Raw genomic sequence first — 17,810 nt, 5'->3', positions numbered from 1 at the left:
ACGCTGGGAGGGCAGTCACCACCACCACACTCCGCCACCACGATCCGGAGGACACCACGGAGCGCACGTCTGCGTCGGGAGGCCGCGAGCGCGGCTGGGTCCGGCGTCTCGCCCGCGACTGCTGGCGCCACCGCGCGCTGACGGTCGCCGCCCTCACCGCCTCCGTGTTCGGGGTCAGCCTCGAGGCCGTCGGTCCCCTGCTCATCGGCACGGCGGTCGACCGCGCCGTCGCCGGGTCCACCGCGGGGCTGGGATGGCTCGTCGCCGCGATGGCGGGCATCGCCGTCGTCCGCTTCGGCGCGGCCTTCCTGCGCCGCTACCTCGGGGGGCGCCTCTCGCTCGGGGTGCAGCACGACTTGCGGCGGCGGGTGTTCGGCTCGGTCTCGCGCCTCGACGGCCCCAAGCAGGACGCGCTGCGCACCGGCCAGGTGGTCTCGCGCGCCAACTCCGACCTCCAGCAGGTCCAGGGGCTGCTCGGCATGGTCCCGCTGGTGGCCGGCACGGTCGGGCAGCTCGTGGTGTCGGTCGCGATCATGCTGTGGCTCTCGCCGCTGCTCACGGCGGTCTCGCTCGTGGTGCTGCCGATCGGCATGGTGTTCACCGCCCGGATGCGCCGCAGGCTCTTCCCCGCCACGTGGTCGGCCAGTCAGCGCGCCGCCGAGGTCGCCCAGCACGTCGAGGAGACGGTCACCGGCGTCCGCGTGGTCAAGGGCTTCGGACAGGAGAGCCGCGAGGTCGGGCGGCTGCGGGCCGCGGCGCGGCGTCTCTACGCCGAGCGGCTGCGCGCCGCGTGGCTGAACTCCCGCCTCACGCCGACCCTGACGGCCCTGCCCACGGTCGGCCAGCTCGTCGTGTTCGCCCTCGGCGGCGCGATGGCGGTGAACGGCAGCATCTCGCTCGGCGTGTTCATCGCCTTCACCTCCTACATCGCGGCGCTGGTCGGCCCGGCGCGCCTGGTCGCCGGCCTCGTCGTCATGGGCCAGCTCGCCCGGGCGGGTGTCGAGCGCGTCTACGAGCTCATCGACTCCCAGCCCGAGATCGTCGACGCGCCCGGTGCGCACCCGGTGCCCGACGGCCCGCTCGGCGTGCGGCTCGACGACGTGCGCTTCGGCTACGCCCGCAGCGAGCCCGTGCTCGACGGGCTCTCGCTCGCCGTCGCGCCGGGCGAGACGGTCGCGCTCGTCGGCACGGCCGGCTCGGGCAAGTCGACGGTGGCCCTGCTCGCACCGCGGTTCTACGACGTCCAGGGCGGCACCCTGCGCATCGGCCCGGACGACGACCTCGTCGACGTGCGCGACGTGCACCTCCAGTCCCTGCGCCACGCGGTCGGGGTGGTGTTCGAGGAGGCGTTCCTCTTCTCCGACACGGTGCGCGCCAACATCGCCTACGGCAGCCCGGACGCCACCGACGAGCGGGTCCGCGCCGCCGCGGTCGCCGCGCAGGCCGACGCGTTCATCACCGAGCTGCCCGAGGGCTACGACACCCGTGTCGGCGAACGCGGGCTGACGCTCTCGGGCGGCCAGCGCCAGCGCGTGGCCCTCGCCCGCGCCCTGCTCTACGACCCGCGGGTGCTGGTGCTCGACGACGCCACCTCGGCGGTCGACGCCACCACCGAGGCCGCGATCGGCGAGACGCTGCGGGCGGTCACCGCGCAGCGCACCACGATCGTCATCGCCCACCGTCGCTCCACCCTGTCGCTCGCCGACCGGATCGCGGTGCTCGACGACGGGAAGGTGGTGGACGTCGGCACGCGCACCGAGCTCGAGGGGCGGTGCCGGCTGTTCCGCGAGCTGCTCGCGGGCCCGGCCGACCGCATCGACGAGACCGGCCGCACACCCGAGGACGACGCGGTGGAGGCCGAGGAGCAGGTCGGCGGGGAGCGGGTCGGCGGGGAGCAGGCCGTCCCCACGCTCACCCGCTCGCTGTGGCCCGACGACCCCGCCCCGGACCGCCCCGTCCCGCCGCCGTCGGCGACGCCCGTCGCGGCCGGGGCCGAGGCCCTGGCCGGCGGCTTCGACGGCGCGGGCTCGCCGGAGATGCGCCGCGAGCTCGACCGGCTGCCGCCCGCCTCCGAGGAGCCGCACCTCTACGGTGAGGACCCGACGGCGCCCGACCCGGCGTTCCGTCTCGGCCGCCTGCTGCGCCCGGTGCGCTGGGCACTGGTCCTCGCGGTCGTGCTCATCGGCCTCGACGCGGCCGCGACCGTCGCGTTCCCGTCGCTGGCGCGGCTCGCCGTCGACGGCGGCATCCAGGCCCGGTCGCTCGACGTGCTGTGGCTCGCCGTGGGTCTCGGCGTCGTCGTGGTCGCGGTCGACTGGTTCGTCGTCGCCGTGCAGACCGTGCTCACCGCCCGCATCGGCGAGGGGCGGCTGTACCTGCTGCGCACGCGCAGCTTCGCCCACCTGCAGCGCCTCGGTCTGGACTTCTACGAGCGCGAGCTCGGCGGCCGGATCATGACGCGGATGACCACGGATGTCGACGCCTTGTCGTCGTTCCTGCAGACCGGGCTCGCGCAGGCGGTCGTCGCCCTCCTGACGATCGTCGGGGTGGCGGTGGCGCTGCTCGTCACCGACCTCGAGCTCGCGCTCGTCGCGCTCGCGGTGATGCCGGTGCTCGTCGTCGCCACCGTGATCTTCCGACGGCTGTCGTCGGCGGCCTACGCCGAGGCGCGCGAGCGGGTCAGCGTCGTCAACGCCGATCTGCAGGAGAACGTCGCGGGGCTGCGGGTCGCCCAGGCCCACACCCACGAGGAGCTCTCGGCGGCCACGTTCGCCGACAACAGCGACGCCTACCGCCGTGCGCGGTTGCGGGCGCAGCGGCTGATCGCGACCTACTTCCCGTTCGCGGCGATGCTGTCCGACCTCGCGCAGGCCGTGGTGCTCGGCGTCGGGGCCGCGCGGGTGGCCACCGGCGGCCTGTCCCCCGGCGTGCTCGCCGCGTTCCTGCTCTACCTGGCGATGTTCTTCGGTCCGGTGCAGCAGCTCTCCCAGGTCTTCGACGGCTACCAGCAGGCGCGCGTCGGCCTCACGCGCATCGGCGAGCTGCTGCGCACGCCCACCTCGGTGCCCGCCCCGGAGCACCCGGTGGTGCTCGACGACCTGCGCGGCGAGGTCGAGCTGCGCGACGTGGGCTTCTCCTACGCGGGTGCCGAGACCCCGGCGCTCGCCGACTTCTCGCTGCACGTCCCGGCCGGCCGCACGGTCGCGCTCGTCGGGGCAACCGGAGCGGGCAAGTCGACGGTGGTCAAGCTCGTCGCGCGCTTCTACGACGCGTCACAGGGCACGGTGCTGATCGACGGCGTCGACATCCGCGAGCACGACCTCCCGACGCTGCACCGCCGGCTCGGCGTGGTGCCGCAGGAGGCGCACCTGTTCGTCGGGGACGTCGCCTCGAACATCGCCTACGGCGACCCGGAGGCCACGCCGGCGCGGATCGAGCAGGCGGCCCGCGACGTCGGGGCGCTCGAGATGATCGCCTCGCTGCCCGAGGGCTTCCGCCAGCCCGTGGGCGAGCGCGGCGGCGGTCTCTCGGCCGGGCAGCGCCAGCTCGTGGCCCTCGCCCGCGCCGAGCTCGTCGACCCGCGCCTGCTGCTGCTCGACGAGGCCACGGCGGCGCTCGACGCGGCCACGGAGTCGGCGGTGCTGGCGGCCGGGGAGAAGTTGGCGGCGCCGCGCACGACGTTCGTCGTGGCCCACCGGCTGGCGACGGCCGCGCGCGCCGACCACATCGTCGTCATCGACGGCGGGCGGATCCTCGAGGAGGGCACGCACGCGGAGCTCCTGGCGCGCGGCGGCGCCTACGCCCGGCTCTGGCGGGCCGGGGCCGGGACGGTCGACGACGCCGTCGGCGAGGGCGGGCTGGCCGACCCCGACGACGACCTCGCCCGGGCCGGGTAGCGCCTCAGGGCGTCAGCCGCAGCTCGACGGTGCGCGAGCGCGCGGCGTCGTCCCCCGACGTCCGGGTCTGCTCGGCGGCGGCGAGGTCGAACGTCGTCAGCGGCGGACCGTCCTCGGCGAGCGCCGCGGCCACCGACTGGGCCCGGGCGAGCGCGACCGTCGAGCCCCCGCTGCTCGGCCCGCCCGCCACGGCCACCGAGCGCCCGACGACCTCCACCTCGCGCACCTGCCCCACGAGCCGCGGCCCGAGATCGGCGAGCAGGCGCCGGCCGCCGGTGGTCAGCGTCGTGCCCCCGGCGAAGAGGCCCTCGTCGAAGGTCACCTCGACGACGCCGTCGCGGGCCCGTGCCGTGAGTCCGGGCCGCGCGAGGGCGTCCGCGAGGGCAGGCGCAGGATCCGGGACCGCGGCGGGAACGGGGGCGGGCGTCACCGGGGTGCCGGGTGCCGCCGCGACCGGGGCCTCCGGGGCCGACGGCCCGCCGGCCGCGAGCGTGCCCCCGACGGCCACCGCACCGAGCAGCACCACCACGCCGGCCACGACCACCACCCGGCGGCGGCGGCGGCGCCCGCTGCGGAGGTCCGCCACGGCGGCGAGCCCCGCCGCGGCCGCCGGGTCGCCGGGACGGGCCGCGTCGAGCGCCCGCCAGGCCTGTTCCGCCCCGTCGAGGTCCCCGTCCTGGGCGAGGACCCGCGCGCGTAGGTCGAGGACCTCCGGGTCGGCGCTGTCCAGCCCGTCGAGGTGCTCCCGCGCGCCGGCGAGGTCACCGGCCCGCGCGGCGTCCCGGGCCTCGGCGAGCGCCATCTCGGTGGTCAGAGTGCTCACCGCGGGCCGCCCGTGAGGCCGCCGCCCGCGGTCGGGTCCGGGGTGTCCGGCGGGATGAGGCGGCGCAGGCGGGCGTTCACCGAGGCCAGGCCCTGCTGGTCGCCGGCGGCGATCGCCCGCTCGCCCTCGGCGATGAGCCGGTCGGCCTGACCCCGGGGCTCGAGGTCGTCGCGCATGTCGCGGAGCAGCGAGAACAGCGTGACCTCCCACTCGGGCCCGGCCTGCAGCAGCCGGACGGTCAGCCGGCGGACGCGCTCCAGCAACGCCTCGGCCGCGGCGAGGTCGTTCTCCGCCCGCGCACGGTCGGCCCGGCGGCGGATGTCGTCGAGGTCCCGCCGGTCGTCCTCGCCACCGCGCTGCGCGACGAGGTCGGCGACGTTCTCGATGCCCTCGTCGAGGTCACGCAGGATCGCCGGCGCCCGCACGGCGTCCTCGACCTCGTCGAGCTCGGCCTGGACCTCACGCACCCGGAGATCCCCGGCGAGCGCGGAGCCCGGGTCGGCCCTGGCGTCGCGGATCTGGTCCCGCGCGTCCCGGAGCTCGCCGTCGAGCGCGTCGAGGCGCCGGGCGGCGCCCGGGACGTTCTCGGCGTCGGCCGACACCCGCAGGTTCTCGGCGCGGCGCTCCGCCTCGCGGTGCGCACGCTCGAGGTCGGCGACGTCGGGGGCGCGGGTCTCGTCGAGGTTGAGCACGGCCTCGAACTGCACGTCGCCGAGCGGCACGTCGGCGGTCACGCTCACCAGTCGCGAGGCGTCCACGTCGACGGTCACCTCGACCTCGGTCCCGAGCGGCAGCTCGATGCGGAAGTCCCGCGGTCGGATCTCGATGAGGCCGACCTCGCGGTTCCGGTCGGCGCGCGGCCGCTCGCCCTCGACGACGGGGATCCGGATGACGGCGTCGGTGTCGCCGCGGCGCAGGGCGATCGTGGTCCGGAAGGTTCCCTCGCCGTGGGCCGGGAGCGCCGCGCCCTTCTCGACGAGCGGGGCGAAGGAGCGGTCGGCGCGGGCGATGCCCAGGGACTGGGTGAGCACGGCGCCGCCGAACTCCACCTCGACGTGCGTGATCGTCAGCGTGTCGGGCGCGAGGGGCACCGGGCGACCGGCCGGATCGGTGAGCTCGACGACGAACCGGGAGGTGGTGCCGGGCGTCATGCGCACCTCGGTGAGGAACCCGCCGTTGGGAGACACCTCGACCCGCGGTCCGCGGAACCCCAACGGCCCGGTCTGGTCGGCCAGCACCACCCCGAAGCCCGTCCAGTCGACGGGCGAGCCGCTGTGCAGCCGCCCCGCCACGGTCGGGGTCTCCGAGGTGGTGGTGGGGTCGTAGTGCAGCTCGACGGTGTAGCCGCCCGGCGCCGGCGCGGCGACGACCCGGGGAGCGCGGACGGTGCCGGCGAACACCGCCGCACCCCGGGCCACGACGGTGGTGGGGTCCTGGCTGTGGTCGACGGGGATGCCCAGACCGTGCTGCGGGTCGGCGAGGCGCTCGCGCAGTCCGGGTGCGAGCGTCGTGCCGCCGACGAGCAGGAGCAGGTCGATGTCACCGGGCTTCAGGCCACCCTCGACGAGGGCGTCGCGGCAGCGGGCGATGGCGCGGTCGTAGAACGGCTCGGCGACGCGGTCGAGCTCGTCACGCGTCAGGGTGTACTCGAAGCTCACCGGCCCGTCGTCGCCGACCGCGAGGTCGACCAGCATGTCCACCCGGTCGGCACGCGAGAGCTGGATCTTCGCGTCCTCCGCGGCGACCTTGAGCCTGGCGAAGTTGCCCCGCCACGCGGGGTTGCCGCGCTCGAAGTCGCGCAGGCCCAGCTCGCGGGCCGCGGCCGGCGCGAGGACGTTGCCGACGAGCGCCCAGTCGATGTCCTTGCCGCCGAGGTTGGGGTTGCCGGCGTGGTCGAGCACGAGCAGCTCGCCGTCGCGCTTGGTCACGATGGCGGCGTCGAACGTGCCGCCGCCGAAGTCGAACACCATCCAGTAGGCACGCTCGGCGGCCTCGTCGCCAAACCCGTAGGCGAAGGCCGCCGCGGTGGGCTCCTGCAGCAGCGGGCAGTCCTCCCCCAGGCCGGCGAGCGCCGCGGCCTGCTGGGTGGCCTTGTTCTGGTTGATGGCGAACGCCGCGGGCACGGTGATGACCGCCGACGCCGGCGGTTCCCCGAGCTGGTGGGCCGCGTCCGCGCACAGCGAGCGCAGCACTGCGGCCGAGAGCTCCGGCGCGGTCAGGGAAATGCCGGCCCGCGCGAACGGGGTGGACGCCTCGGCCAGACCCATCCGCTGCTTGAACTCGGCGACCGCGTTGTCGGGGTCGGTCTCGGTGCGCTCCCGGGCCCGGCGTCCGACGTGCACCACCCCGGGCTTCGGCATCCACACCGCCGAGGGCGTGTAGTCCCACCCGTCGTTGTTCTTGATGATCTGCACGGCTCCGTGCTCGAACAGCGCCACGGCGCTGTTCGTCGTGCCCAGGTCGATGCCGAAGTCGACGGTCTCGCGCGCGCTCATGATCCGGTCGCCCCCCTGTCGGTCTCCGCGCCGACCGGCTGGCCGACGATCACCTGTCCCATCTGGATGCGGCGCCCGGCCAGGTAGACGGACGGGCGCACCGTCTCCGTCACCGTCTCCCGGGCGACCGAGTGGTCGTCCTCGAAGGCGAGGGCCTCCAGGGCGAAGCCCGAGTCGAACGCCAGGCCGTCGTGGTCCTGGACGTCGATGCCCGCCTCGGCCAGGGCGTCACCGGTCGAGCGCAGCAGCTTGCGCAGCTGGCGCCCCGACGCCGAGCCGTCGTCGTCGCGGTCGAGGCGCCGACGGGCGCGCCAGAGGTTGGTCGCGGCGATCGCGAGCGCCTTCTCGTCGAGGCTGCCGGGCTCCTCGTCGCCGGGTTGCGGGACCGGCGCGGTCTCCTGCTCCGGGGGCGCCCACTGCGCGACCAGCGCCTGCAGGCGCCGCCGCTGCTCGGCGTCCCAGGCGGGCGGGCCGATCCGGAACGCCCGTGGCTGACGCCACTGGCGCCACCGGGCCCGCCACCCGGTCGATGCTGCGCTCACCACTGCCTCCCCTTCACGGGAACGGTGCGCGACGGAGCCGAGGCCATGCGCGTCACCACCGGGGTCCGATGTCGATCCGGCGACGGGTCCTGCGGTCGACGAGGTAGCAGCCACCGAGGATCAGGGGCAGGGCGGCCAGGATCATGACCGCGTGCTGCACGAACACGGCCAGCGCGATCCCGCCCGCGATCATCAGCACCCCCGGCAGGACGTCCCGGAGCAGCCGCAGCACGCCGTGCCCGATCCGTGCGGGACCCACGCGGTCCGAGGGGTGCGGATGGTGTCGCGCCTCCTCCAGCGCGCGCCGCCGGACGTCGCGCAGCATCCTCTGGTCGGCCGGGTCCTCGACGATCGTGAGCAGGTGTCCGGCCATGCGCGCGGCCTCACCGAAGCGGCCGACCTGCAGCGCCGCCGTCATGCGGTCGACCAGCGTCGCCACCCCGCCACCGGCGCTCGTCAGCCCGTAGCGGCGCAGGACCTTGTCCGCCGCCGCCCGCCGGGAGAGGCCCCGACGGTTCTCGTCGACGGCGCGACGAGTGGTCGCGGAGGTCGCGAGCGCCTCGGCGGCCCCGAAGACCGCGGCGATCTGCCCGGCGTCCGGATCGTCCTCGAGCATCTCCAGCGCGGCGTTGTTGAGCACGATCGCGGTGCGGTCGCGCAGGTCGCTCAGGAGCCGGGAGCGGTCGTGAGGGGCGAGGCCGTCGATCCAGGCCAGGTCGTCGAGGACCTGCGGTCGGAGCAGCGCGACCGCGCCGTGAGCGTCCCCGCCGAGTCGGTCCTGCGACTCGACGAGCCTCCCCTCCACCCGCTCGACCCGCTCGGCCACGGCGCCGAGGAGGAGGTCGTCGAGGTCCACCGCGGCCAGGCCCCACCGCTCGGCCTCCTCGCGCAGCCGTCGCGGGTCCCCCGATCGCGCGGCACACGACACGACCGACGCCACCAGGGCGGACGGCGCTCCGGCCCGCAGCTCCTCCACGGCGCGCGCGTCGAGGCGCCGAGCATCGCCGATCGCCGCGACCCGCGCCTCGAGGTGCGTCCACGTCGCGGCGTCGGCGAGGACGGCCGACCACTGCTCGCGCGCGGTCCGCCACGTCCGGCCGCGGTCGCCGGCGCGCTCGGCGTCGAGCGCCAGGGCGTGGGCCTCGACCGCCTCGTCGTGCCGCTGGTGGGACCGGCACCCACAGGACGTGACGTCGTCCCCCCAGAACCACAACAGCTCGTGCACCAGACGTCGGCGGGGGTCCGCGAGCACGTCGTACGCGGCCCGCACCTCCTCGTCGGTGGTCGGGGTCAGCAACGGCAGCCGCGGGTCCGACCCGACCGCCACCCCCACGGCCGCCGCGGCCGCGTCCTTCTTCTGACGCTCCCGGACCGCGCGCGCTCCCGCGTCCGTCGCCACCCCGGTCACCCGGAACGCGTTGCGGCGGTACAGCTCGTCATCGGCGACCTCGCGCAGGACGGCCGCGACCGGACCCGCGCTCACGAGGTCACCAACAGCGCGACGGTGACCCCGACGAGCAGGGCGGCGACGAGCATGATGACCACCAGGACGGGCGAGCCGGTGAAGACCCCGACCGCGACCGCACCGGCGAGCAGGGGCACCACGGCGGCGGCCGACCAGCCCACCGCCCGCTGTCGCGCGGTGTCCCGCGCGGTGTCCCGGCCCGGACGGCGCCTGCTCCACCAGCCCACGCACCGGCGTGCCCCGGCCGCGACCGCCGCCGAGACGCCCGCCGCGGTGCCGATCACGGTCCCGACCGCGAGCACCGCGACGAGGGCGATCCCGAGGAGCGTGCCGATCACGATGCCCACGGCGAGCACGCCCTGGGCGTCGCGGGGGTTCGTGACCACCGCGACGGCGAGGCCGATGACTCCCCCGGCGATGGCCAGCCCGAGGACGACGGCCGGTCCGTTGCGCAGCCCGCGCCGTCGGCGGGAGGCGGGACGGTCCGGGGCGGTCGCGGGACGGGACCCGGCCGGGCTGGGTCCCGGCGCGGGAACGGACGTCGCGCGCCGGACCTCGCGCGCCTCGACCTGGTTCCGCGCGATCGTGTCGCGGGTCGCCGTGGAGGTCGCGAGCGCTTCCGCGTCGGCGAGCACGTCCAGCGCCTCGGCGAGCTCGCCGGGACGCCTCCGGCCGACGACGCGCAGCGCGGCGTTGTTGAGCACGACCGCCGCGTCCTCGCGCAGCGCGGCAAGACTCCGGAACCGGTGGTGCGGGGCCAGGGCCTCGAGGTGACCCAGCTCGGCCACCGTGCCCGGTCGCAGCCGTTGCGCCGCGGTCAGCGGGGTGGTGTCGAGCAGCTCCCGCGCCTCGGCCAGCCGGGCCTCGATCGCCGCGACCCGGTCGCCGACGGCCTCGACAACCAGGTCGTCGAGCACGTCGGCGTCGAGCAGCCAGCATTCCGCCTCCTCCCGCAGGCGTCCGGGGGCGTGGCCGGCCACGGCCCGGGCGAGGATCGTCGCCACCAGGGCACGCGGTATCTCCTCGGTCAGCGCCTCGGGCGCGGCCGCGTCGAGTCGGACGTCGTCCAGGACCTCGAGCCGCGCGAGCAGGTGCCCTCGAGGGTCGTCGTCCTCCAGGAAGACGTCCCAGTCGTCGCGTACGACCGACCAGTCGACCGTCTGCCCGGCGAGCTCGAGGTCGAGCACCTCGGCGTGGGAGCCGACGGCGGTGTCGTGACGCTCGTGGGTCTCCGGTGCACACCCGCACGCCGTGACGTCCTCGCCCCAGAACCAGAACAGCTCGTGCACCAGGCGGCGCCGCGGGTCGGCGAGCACGTCGTAGGCGGCGCGCACCTCCTCGTCGGTCGGCGGGGCCGGCAGCGGTAGCCGGGGGTCCGAGGCGAACGGCACGCCGACCGACGCCCGGGCCGCGTCCTTCTTCTGCCGCTCCCGCACCGCGCGGGGTCCGGCGTCCGTCGGGAGCCCGGTCACGCGGAACGCGTTGCGCCGGTACAGCTCGTCGTCGGCGATCCGGCGCAGGTAGGCGACGACGTCCGCGGTCTCAGGCACGGCGCCACCCGACACCCATGAGGAAGACGCCGAGCCCGAACGCGAGCGGACCCCATCCGCCGATCCCCACGACCAGGACGACGGCTCCCAGCAGGGTGAGGAGCAGCCCGACCCAGAACACGGGAGTGGCCGCACCGCCGTGTCGCCGGCCCACCGGGCTCTGCGTCCTCGCGGCCTGGATCCTGCGCTGGACGTCGCGCAGCTGGGCCCGCTCACCGGGGTCGTCGACGATCTCGAGGAGCGCGGACACCATGAGGTGGGCGTCGTGGAGCCGGCGGGACTCGAGCGCGACGACCATCCGCTCCATGAGGACGTCTTCCTGGCCGGGGCCCAGCCCGAAGCGCCCGAGCACCGCGGCGGTCCTCGGTCGGCGACGGGCGCTCTCACGGTTGCCCGTCACGGTCGCCCGGGTCGCCGGGTCCGTCGCCAGCGACAGCGCGTCCTGGTACGCGTCCACGGCGACGGTGACGTCGGCTGCGGGCTCCCGCTCGACGACGGCCAGCGCGGCGTTGTTGAGCACGATCGCCGCGTCGTTGCGCAGCTCCGCGACCGGGCGGAACCGGTCGGCGGGGGCGAGGTCGTCGATGCGGTCCAGCTCGTCGACGACGGCCGGGCGCAGGGCACGCAGCGCCGCGCGCGGGTCGGTGTCGAGGCGGGCGCGGGCCTCGACGAGGTGCGCCTCGACCGCGGCGATGTCCTCGTGGACGACGTCGAGCAGCAGGTCGTCGAGCTCCGACGGGCGCAGGCCCCACCGCTCGGCCTCGCCCCGCAGGCGGGCCGGCTCGGGGTCGCGGGCCGCCCGTGCCACGACGGTGGCGACGAGCGCCCGGGGCGCTCCGGCGCGCAGCTCGTCCACCGCGTCGACGCCGAGGCGGCGGGCGTCGGCGGTCGCGACGCGGGTGCGCAGGTGCGCCCAGGTGCCGGCGTCGTCGAGCGCCGCGACCCACGACGCCCGCGCGTCGGCCCACGGCCCCCCGTCCTCGAGCGCCGCGGCATGAGCCCGCACCGCCCGGTCGTGGCGCTCGTGGGTGTCCGGGGCGCACCCGCAGTCCACCACGTCACCCCACAGCCAGAACAGCTCGTGCACCAACCGCCGCCGCGGGTCCGCCAGCACCTCGAACGCCGCCCGCACCTCCTCCGCCGTCGGCGTCTGCGGCAACGGCAGGCGCGGGTCCGAACCCACCACGACACCCACCGCCGCGGCGGCCGCGTCCTTCTTCTGCCGCTCCCGCACCACGCGGGGACCGGCGTCGGTCGCCACCGCGGTCACGCGGAACGCGTTGCGCCGGTACAGCTCGTCGTCGGCGAACTGACGCAGGTACGCGGTCACATCGTCACCCCCCGCCGCCAGCGGGTGAGGCGGTCGACGTACTGCGCCCGCACGGCCGGCGAGAGGCTGACGGCCTCCTCGAGCAGATCCGCCGCGTGCTCCAGCGCTCCCGCCCGGCGCGAGAGCTCGCGGGCCTCGGCGACGAGCCGGCGGGCACGCTCCTCGCGGTCGGGGGACGGGGCCGGGACGTCGCGCGGTGCGGGCACGCCCGGGCGCCCCGGGCGCCGCGCGTGCAGCGCCGCCAGCACCGCGCCCGCGTCGGCGGGCCGGCCGTCGGGGTCGACGGTCAGGGCGGCCATGACGAGGGCGTCCAGGTCGGCGTCGACGGCCTCGTTCCAGCGGCTCGGCGGCAGCAGCGGCCGGCGGAAGCGGGCGAGCGAGAACGACGAGAACGCGCCGCCGTCGTGGTACGGGAGGCGGTTGGTCAGCAGCAGGTAGGCGATGGTGCCGACGGCCCACACGTCGCCGCGACAGGTGTAGCCCTCGTTGCGCATGACCTCCGGCGCCATGAACGCGTAGGTGCCCTGCGCGCTCGCGGCGAGCGTGAACGGGTCGACGCGCTTGGCCAGCCCGAAGTCGCTGATCCGCACCCGCATCCCGCGCGCGTCGTACCCGACGAGCACGTTCGCGAGGGTCAGGTCGCGGTGCAGGATCGGCGGGTCCTGCTCGTGGGCGACGGCCAGGCCGGCGGCGAGCTGGCCGACGACGTCGACGACCACGTCCACCGGGACGTCCCCGCGGTGCGCCTCGATCAGACGCTCGAGGCTCCCGCCGGCGACGTACTCCATGGTGAAGAAGCCGCGGACGCCGTCGGCGGTGGGCACCGTGCCCGCGTCGAAGAGGCGCACGATGTTGCGGTGGCCCATCACCGAGAGCAGGCGGGCCTCCTCCAGCATCTCGCGGGTCTCGGGCAGCGAAGCGACGCGCTTGAACAGCTTCATCGCCTGCCAGCCGAGGAACTCGTGGCGCACGCGGTGGACCTCGGCGAAGGCGCCCTCGCCGAGGCGTCGCTCGACGACCAGCGACTCGCCGATGCGGGTCCCGCTCTCGATCAGCGACATCACGCGGTCCCGGGGGCCACGAGCAGCACCGTGACGTCGTCGGTGCCGCCCGCCGCGCGGGCCCGGACCACGAGCGCGGCGCACGCCGTGTCGGGCGCGCGGTGCCCCGCGGCGACGTCGGCGAGCTCGGCGGCGATCGCGGCGTCGTCGAGGACGGTGAGGCCGTCGCTGGCCAGCACCAGGAGGTCGTCGGGCTCGCGCCGGTGCTCGGCGACGGCGGGGTCGGCCGGGCCGGGCATGCCGGCGAACCGGGTGAGCGCCCCGTCGTCGCGGCGGTGGTCGGCGGTGAGCGGGAGCAGCCGACCGGCGCGCAGCAGCAGCACCCGGCAGTCGCCCAGGTGCGCGGTGAGCACCGTGTCGGCCCGCACCTCGAGCACCACGACGGCGGCGCCGGCGTTGCCCGGTCCGTAGCGCGCGGTCGCCCGCACGTGGTCGCTGACACCGGCGAGCACCGTGCGCAGCGCGGACGTCGAGCCGGCCGGCACCCCCGCGGCGATCCGGTCGACGACCACCTGGGCCGTCGCGCCGGCGTCGGCCAGGCTGCCGATGCCGTCGGCGACGACGAACCACCCGGCCGTCGGGTCGGCGGCCCACCGATCGTGGTTCTCCCGCCCCGACCGCGCCTCGGTGCAGGAGGCGTAGCCGTTCATCCGGGCTCCCCGTCGCACACGATGAGCCGGTAGCCGAAGCCGGTGACGGTCTGCAGCAGCACCGGGCTCGACGGCTCGGCCTCGATGCACCGGCGGGTCGCGCGCACGACGCCCGCGAGGTCGTTGCGCGTGTAGACGCGATGGGCAGGCCACTCCTCGGGGTCCCCCCACAAGGCGCTGATCAGCTCCGCGTGGCTGCACGCCACCGCCTCACCCTCACGGCTGCGGCCCACCATGTACCGGATCAGCTGGTGGCCCTGGGGGCGCAGCCCGGTGACGGGGGTGTCAGGGGTGTCGGGGCCGGCCGCGCAGCGGTGGGCCTGCGCGCCCACCCAGTCGTAGCGCAGGCACGGCGTCCGCACCGCCACCGCGGGCGGCGGCCCGAACGGCGCGGGCTGGGTGGTGTGCGGGTCGAGGAAGGTCAGCTCCCAGTAGACCGGCTCCCCCGCCGCGTCCATGTCGCCGAGGATCAGCACCGCGTCGCCGTGCTGCACCCGGCGCCGCCCCTCGAGACGCCGGGTCGTGCCGTCGTGACGAAGCAGCGTGCCGTTGACGCTGCCGTTGTCGGCGACCGACCAGAGGCCGTCGTCGAGGTCGAGCGTGCAGTGCACGCGGCCGACCCACCGCTGCGGATCCGGCGAGAGCGCGACGTCCGGGGCGTGGCCGGGCGACGGGCGGCCGACCGTCAGCGGCCCCGACGCCAGCTCGTGCGTGCCGACCTCGCCCTCCGGCGACGTCACCCGCAGCACCGCCACCCGCACGCCGACCCCCTGTCCTCGCCCCGACCGCGCTGCGCCGTCCGGCGGCGTCCCGCGGGCAGTCTGCGCGTTCCACGTCCCACCGGACGATGGCCGGGACATGGAAACCCGATGGACGCGCGCGGGTCAGGCGATCCGGAGATCCCACACGGAATCCTCACGATCGAGCAAGGTCGACTCCCGCGGAGCCCCAGCTTTCGGCCCGGCGGCCGCGTCGGTTCGATTTTGCGCAATTCAGACGAAAACGTGAACCGATCGCGGTCGGCGGCGCGGAGGGCAGGCACAGGTCGGCGACGACGCCGGCCACCTGCAGAGAGGCCCCACACCGTGAGCATTCGTCGCAGGCTCGCCGCCACGCTCGTCTCGGGCGTCGCGGCGCTGGCCCTCGCCGGCGTGGGCGCCGGCACCGCGGCCGCCGCCGACCCGATCGCCACCATCCCCGACCTGTCCGGGCAGTCGTCGTCCGTGCGGCTCGACTCCGGCTTCACCGACGCCCTGGGCCAGCTCCAGGTCGAGCCCGGCACCATCGGTGACGCCACGCTCTCCGGCGGCAGCGTCTCCTTCCCGATCACCGGCGGCAACGTCACCGTCTACCGCCCCGGCGACGCCAACCCGTACGTCCAGGGCCGCATCGAGCACGACGGCAGCGGGCTGAGCCTGACCAAGGGCGACACCCGCGTCGAGCTGACCGACTTCGTCATCGACCCGGGCAACCCCGCCACCCTCAGCGGCAAGGTCAGCGCCGGCGGGCAGACGCTCGCCGAGTCGGCGGTGCTGTTCGACCTCGACGGCTCGACGCTGCAGCCCATCGCCACCGACGCCGCGGCGGGCACCGCCACGCTCACCGGTACGACCGTGCGGCTGTCGGCGGGTGCCGCCGACGCCCTCAACCAGGCGTTCGGCACCGAGGCCATCCAGGGCGGCCTGACCATCGGCGTCGCCACGATCGTCGTCAACCTGCCCGGCCAGATGCCGGCGATGCCGCAGGGCGGCGTCGAGACCGGCGGCGGGTCCACCAGCGGCCCGGACGCCGGCCTGATCGCCACCGGTGTCGCCGCCCTCGTGGCCGCGGGCGGGCTCGGTGTCGCCGCCCGCCGGCGCGCCGCGCATCGCCGCTGACGTCCCCTGACCCGGGTTACTGGCTGGTATCGCTCGCCCAGCGAGCGATACCAGCCAGTAACCGTCGATCCGGACCCTCGGAGCACCCGATGACCACCTCCACCGCACGCCGCCGGGGGCTCGCTGCCGCCGTGGGGCTGCTCGTGGTGCTCGGTCTCCTGCTGGTGGGCCTCGGCGCGCTGGCCACGACGCCACCCGCCCCCGCCGCGACCGCGAGCCCACCGGTCCCGTCCACCCCGTCCACCCCGTCCCCCGCCGCCGGCCCGCGCCAGGACCCGGCGTCCGGCCCCCGACCGGTGGGCCTGGCGATCCCCGCGCTCGGCGTCGACGGTCCGGTCAACGAGGTCGGCCTGCAGCCCGACGGCACGCTCGAGGTGCCGGCGCCGGGCCCCCGCTACGACGAGGCCGCCTGGTACCGGGGCTCGCCGACACCGGGGCGCGTCGGTCCCGCGGTGATCCTCGGGCACGTGGACTCCGCGGCGAACGGCCCGTCGGTGTTCTACGCCCTGGGCCGGCTGCGGCCCGGGGACCGCCTCACCGTCACCCTCGCCGACCGCTCGACGCGCACGTTCGCCGTCGACGCGGTGCGGTCGTACCCGAAGGACGCCTTCCCGCGCCTCGACGTCTACGGCGACACCGCCGGGCCGGAGCTACGCCTGATCACCTGCGGCGGCGACTTCGACGACGCCGCGCGCTCGTACCGCGACAACACGGTGGTCTTCGCGCGGCTCGTCACCTGACGCGGACGGCGTGCACCACGAGGTTGTCGGTGTAGCTGCGGGCGCCGCGGTCGAAGTCGCCCGCGCAGGTCACCAGCCGCAGGACGTCGGTCGCCGTCGCCCCGAAGACCGCGAACGTCGGGAACGTGTCCTTGGCGACCTGCTCGGTGCGCTCGATCGCGTAGCCCGCCACCGAGCCGTCGGACCGGCCGACCTCGACGACGTCGCCGGGCCGCAGGTCGCGGAGCCGGAAGAAGACGGCGGGACCCCTGCGCGAGTCGACGTGTCCGAGCAGCACCGTGGGCCCGCGGCCGGCGGGGAGGGGGACGTCCGCGGGCGTCGCCCCGGCGCGCTGCGCCGAGAGCGTCCGGTCGAACCACCCGACACGCGCGTAGTCCTGCGGGACCTCGGCGGTGCCGTCCGGCGCCACGCCGAGCGACAGGACCTCCGGCTCGTCGACCCCGATGGCCGGCACCCGGACCGACACCGGGACGACCGCGTCGGCCGCGACCCGCTCGGTGGTCGCGGCCTGGGGTGCGGCCGCGCGGCCGGGACCGTCCGGCGCCGCGCCGGCACAACCGGCGAGCAGCAGGACGAGCCCGGCCAGCGCGAGCGCGAGACGCATCGTCAGGAACGGCCGGCGCGCCGGCGCAGGGCGAACGCTCCCGCGGCGGCCGCCGCCACGAGGGCCCCGGCGCCGAGGGCGGCGGGCGCGGCGTCGGTCGACCCGGCCTCGGTCGCCCCGGCGCCGGTCTCGACGCCGCCCATCGGCACGGCCATCAGCTGACCGCGCACGGCGCCGGCCGAGTACTCGGCGGTGTGGGTGTCACCGAAGAACGCCGACGGGTTCTCCTCGATCTGGCGCACCGTGAAGCCGGTGCCGGTGTCCTGGCCGTTCGCCATCACCCCGGTGGTGAACGGCCCCTGCAGACAGCCGGAGCTCGTGCGGGTGTCGCCCTCGCCCTCCGGGTTCGGGAACGCGATGCGCGGCGGGCCCGCGGCACCCTCGGCGGCCTCGTGGATGTGCGTCGCCGTGCGCGCCGGGCTCTGGTACTCGCCGGTGATGCCGTTCAGCGTGAGGTCGTAGCAGATGACGTCCTCGTCGCTGTTGATGCGGTAGTTGAAGGTGCCGGTGGCGCCGGGCTGGCCGGGCGCGGGCTGACCGTTGGTCCCGATCACGGTGTCGGGGGTCGCCATGACCGTGAACATGCTGGTGAAGCTGTCCGGCTCGTCCACCGGGGTGTCGGCCAGCGCGGTGCCGCCGCTGAACAGGACCGCGCCGGCGGTCAGGACGGAGAGGGCGGCGAGCTTCGGGAGTGCACGGCGCACGAGGGCCTCCTGGTGGGCGGGATGTCCGGATCGCCCGTCTCTACGGAGCCCTCCGCCGCCGCGTTCACCGGAT

General features: G+C 76.0%; 14 protein-coding genes. 3 read left to right on the top strand and 11 right to left on the bottom strand.

The annotated features are described in order from the left end of the window. Positions 1-137: 137 nt before the first annotated feature. Complete coding sequence (locus WCD41_RS03230; protein WP_337712328.1) at positions 138-3,896, top strand: ABC transporter ATP-binding protein; 3,759 nt, start codon at positions 138-140, stop codon at positions 3,894-3,896. Positions 3,897-3,900: 4 nt separating this feature from the next. Here WCD41_RS03230 and WCD41_RS03225 read toward each other — a convergent pair whose 3' ends face one another. Genes WCD41_RS03225 through WCD41_RS03185 form a run of 9 tightly spaced genes read right to left on the bottom strand, consistent with a single transcriptional unit; the run spans position 3,901 to position 14,573 of the window. Continuing rightward, positions 3,901-4,719 carry a tetratricopeptide repeat protein gene (locus WCD41_RS03225; RefSeq protein WP_337711927.1) on the bottom strand — a complete coding sequence of 273 codons (819 nt, stop codon included), beginning with the start codon at positions 4,717-4,719 and terminating at the stop codon, positions 3,901-3,903. Further along, positions 4,716-7,214, bottom strand: a complete 2,499-nt coding sequence (locus WCD41_RS03220; RefSeq protein WP_337711926.1) for an Hsp70 family protein — start codon at positions 7,212-7,214, stop codon at positions 4,716-4,718. Before WCD41_RS03220 ends, WCD41_RS03225 begins: the two co-directional genes overlap by 4 nt. Beyond that, the gene (locus WCD41_RS03215) at positions 7,211-7,756 is read right to left on the bottom strand and encodes a hypothetical protein (protein ID WP_337711925.1); all 546 of its coding nucleotides are present in this window, start codon (positions 7,754-7,756) and stop codon (positions 7,211-7,213) included. Before WCD41_RS03215 ends, WCD41_RS03220 begins: the two co-directional genes overlap by 4 nt. A gap of 52 nt (positions 7,757-7,808) precedes the next feature. Then, positions 7,809-9,239 carry a hypothetical protein gene (locus WCD41_RS03210; protein ID WP_337711924.1) on the bottom strand — a complete coding sequence of 477 codons (1,431 nt, stop codon included), beginning with the start codon at positions 9,237-9,239 and terminating at the stop codon, positions 7,809-7,811. Further along, positions 9,236-10,771 (bottom strand): hypothetical protein, encoded by a 1,536-nt coding sequence (locus tag WCD41_RS03205; protein WP_337711923.1) that lies wholly within the window; start codon positions 10,769-10,771, stop codon positions 9,236-9,238. The genes WCD41_RS03210 and WCD41_RS03205 overlap by 4 nt, the downstream gene beginning before the upstream one ends. Next, entirely contained in the window at positions 10,764-12,101 is a 1,338-nt protein-coding gene (locus WCD41_RS03200) for a hypothetical protein (RefSeq protein WP_337711922.1), read from the bottom strand. The genes WCD41_RS03205 and WCD41_RS03200 overlap by 8 nt, the downstream gene beginning before the upstream one ends. Continuing rightward, positions 12,098-13,162 carry a serine/threonine-protein kinase gene (locus WCD41_RS03195; protein ID WP_337711921.1) on the bottom strand — a complete coding sequence of 355 codons (1,065 nt, stop codon included), beginning with the start codon at positions 13,160-13,162 and terminating at the stop codon, positions 12,098-12,100. Before WCD41_RS03195 ends, WCD41_RS03200 begins: the two co-directional genes overlap by 4 nt. Then, positions 13,162-13,812, bottom strand: a complete 651-nt coding sequence (locus WCD41_RS03190; RefSeq protein WP_337711920.1) for a PP2C family protein-serine/threonine phosphatase — start codon at positions 13,810-13,812, stop codon at positions 13,162-13,164. The genes WCD41_RS03195 and WCD41_RS03190 overlap by 1 nt, the downstream gene beginning before the upstream one ends. After that, positions 13,809-14,573 carry an FHA domain-containing protein gene (locus tag WCD41_RS03185; protein WP_337711919.1) on the bottom strand — a complete coding sequence of 255 codons (765 nt, stop codon included), beginning with the start codon at positions 14,571-14,573 and terminating at the stop codon, positions 13,809-13,811. Before WCD41_RS03185 ends, WCD41_RS03190 begins: the two co-directional genes overlap by 4 nt. A 324-nt stretch (positions 14,574-14,897) precedes the next feature. Here WCD41_RS03185 and WCD41_RS03180 point away from each other — a divergent pair, with 324 nt between their 5' ends. Next, positions 14,898-15,689, top strand: coding sequence for a hypothetical protein (locus WCD41_RS03180; RefSeq protein WP_337711918.1), 792 nt, complete (start codon positions 14,898-14,900; stop codon positions 15,687-15,689). Positions 15,690-15,778: 89 nt separating this feature from the next. Next, positions 15,779-16,429: a class F sortase gene (locus tag WCD41_RS03175; RefSeq protein ID WP_337711917.1), complete on the top strand. Its 651-nt coding sequence runs from the start codon at positions 15,779-15,781 to the stop codon at positions 16,427-16,429. Here the strand turns inward: WCD41_RS03175 and WCD41_RS03170 are convergent. Together WCD41_RS03170 and WCD41_RS03165 are read right to left on the bottom strand one after the other, a co-directional pair. Continuing rightward, a complete protein-coding gene (locus WCD41_RS03170; RefSeq protein ID WP_337711916.1) occupies positions 16,422-17,033 on the bottom strand; it encodes a class F sortase in 612 nt (203 codons plus the stop codon). The genes WCD41_RS03175 and WCD41_RS03170 overlap by 8 nt on opposite strands. Positions 17,034-17,035: 2 nt before the next feature. Next, positions 17,036-17,737 carry a CHRD domain-containing protein gene (locus WCD41_RS03165; RefSeq protein ID WP_337711915.1) on the bottom strand — a complete coding sequence of 234 codons (702 nt, stop codon included), beginning with the start codon at positions 17,735-17,737 and terminating at the stop codon, positions 17,036-17,038. Between the last annotated feature and the right edge of the window lie 73 nt (positions 17,738-17,810).

It is taken from the genome of Actinomycetospora aeridis (assembly GCF_037400275.1).
GTDB lineage: Bacteria > Actinomycetota > Actinomycetes > Mycobacteriales > Pseudonocardiaceae > Actinomycetospora > Actinomycetospora aeridis.
This window is presented reverse-complemented; position numbering and strand designations above follow the sequence as displayed.

Coding starts and splice junctions, on each gene's coding strand:
- WCD41_RS03220 (WP_337711926.1), bottom strand. CDS start 7,214: ATGAGCGCGCGCGAGACCGTCGACTTCGGCATCGACCTGGGCACGACG.
- WCD41_RS03195 (WP_337711921.1), bottom strand. CDS start 13,162: ATGTCGCTGATCGAGAGCGGGACCCGCATCGGCGAGTCGCTGGTCGTC.
- WCD41_RS03190 (WP_337711920.1), bottom strand. CDS start 13,812: ATGAACGGCTACGCCTCCTGCACCGAGGCGCGGTCGGGGCGGGAGAAC.
- WCD41_RS03175 (WP_337711917.1), top strand. CDS start 15,779: ATGACCACCTCCACCGCACGCCGCCGGGGGCTCGCTGCCGCCGTGGGG.
- WCD41_RS03170 (WP_337711916.1), bottom strand. CDS start 17,033: ATGCGTCTCGCGCTCGCGCTGGCCGGGCTCGTCCTGCTGCTCGCCGGT.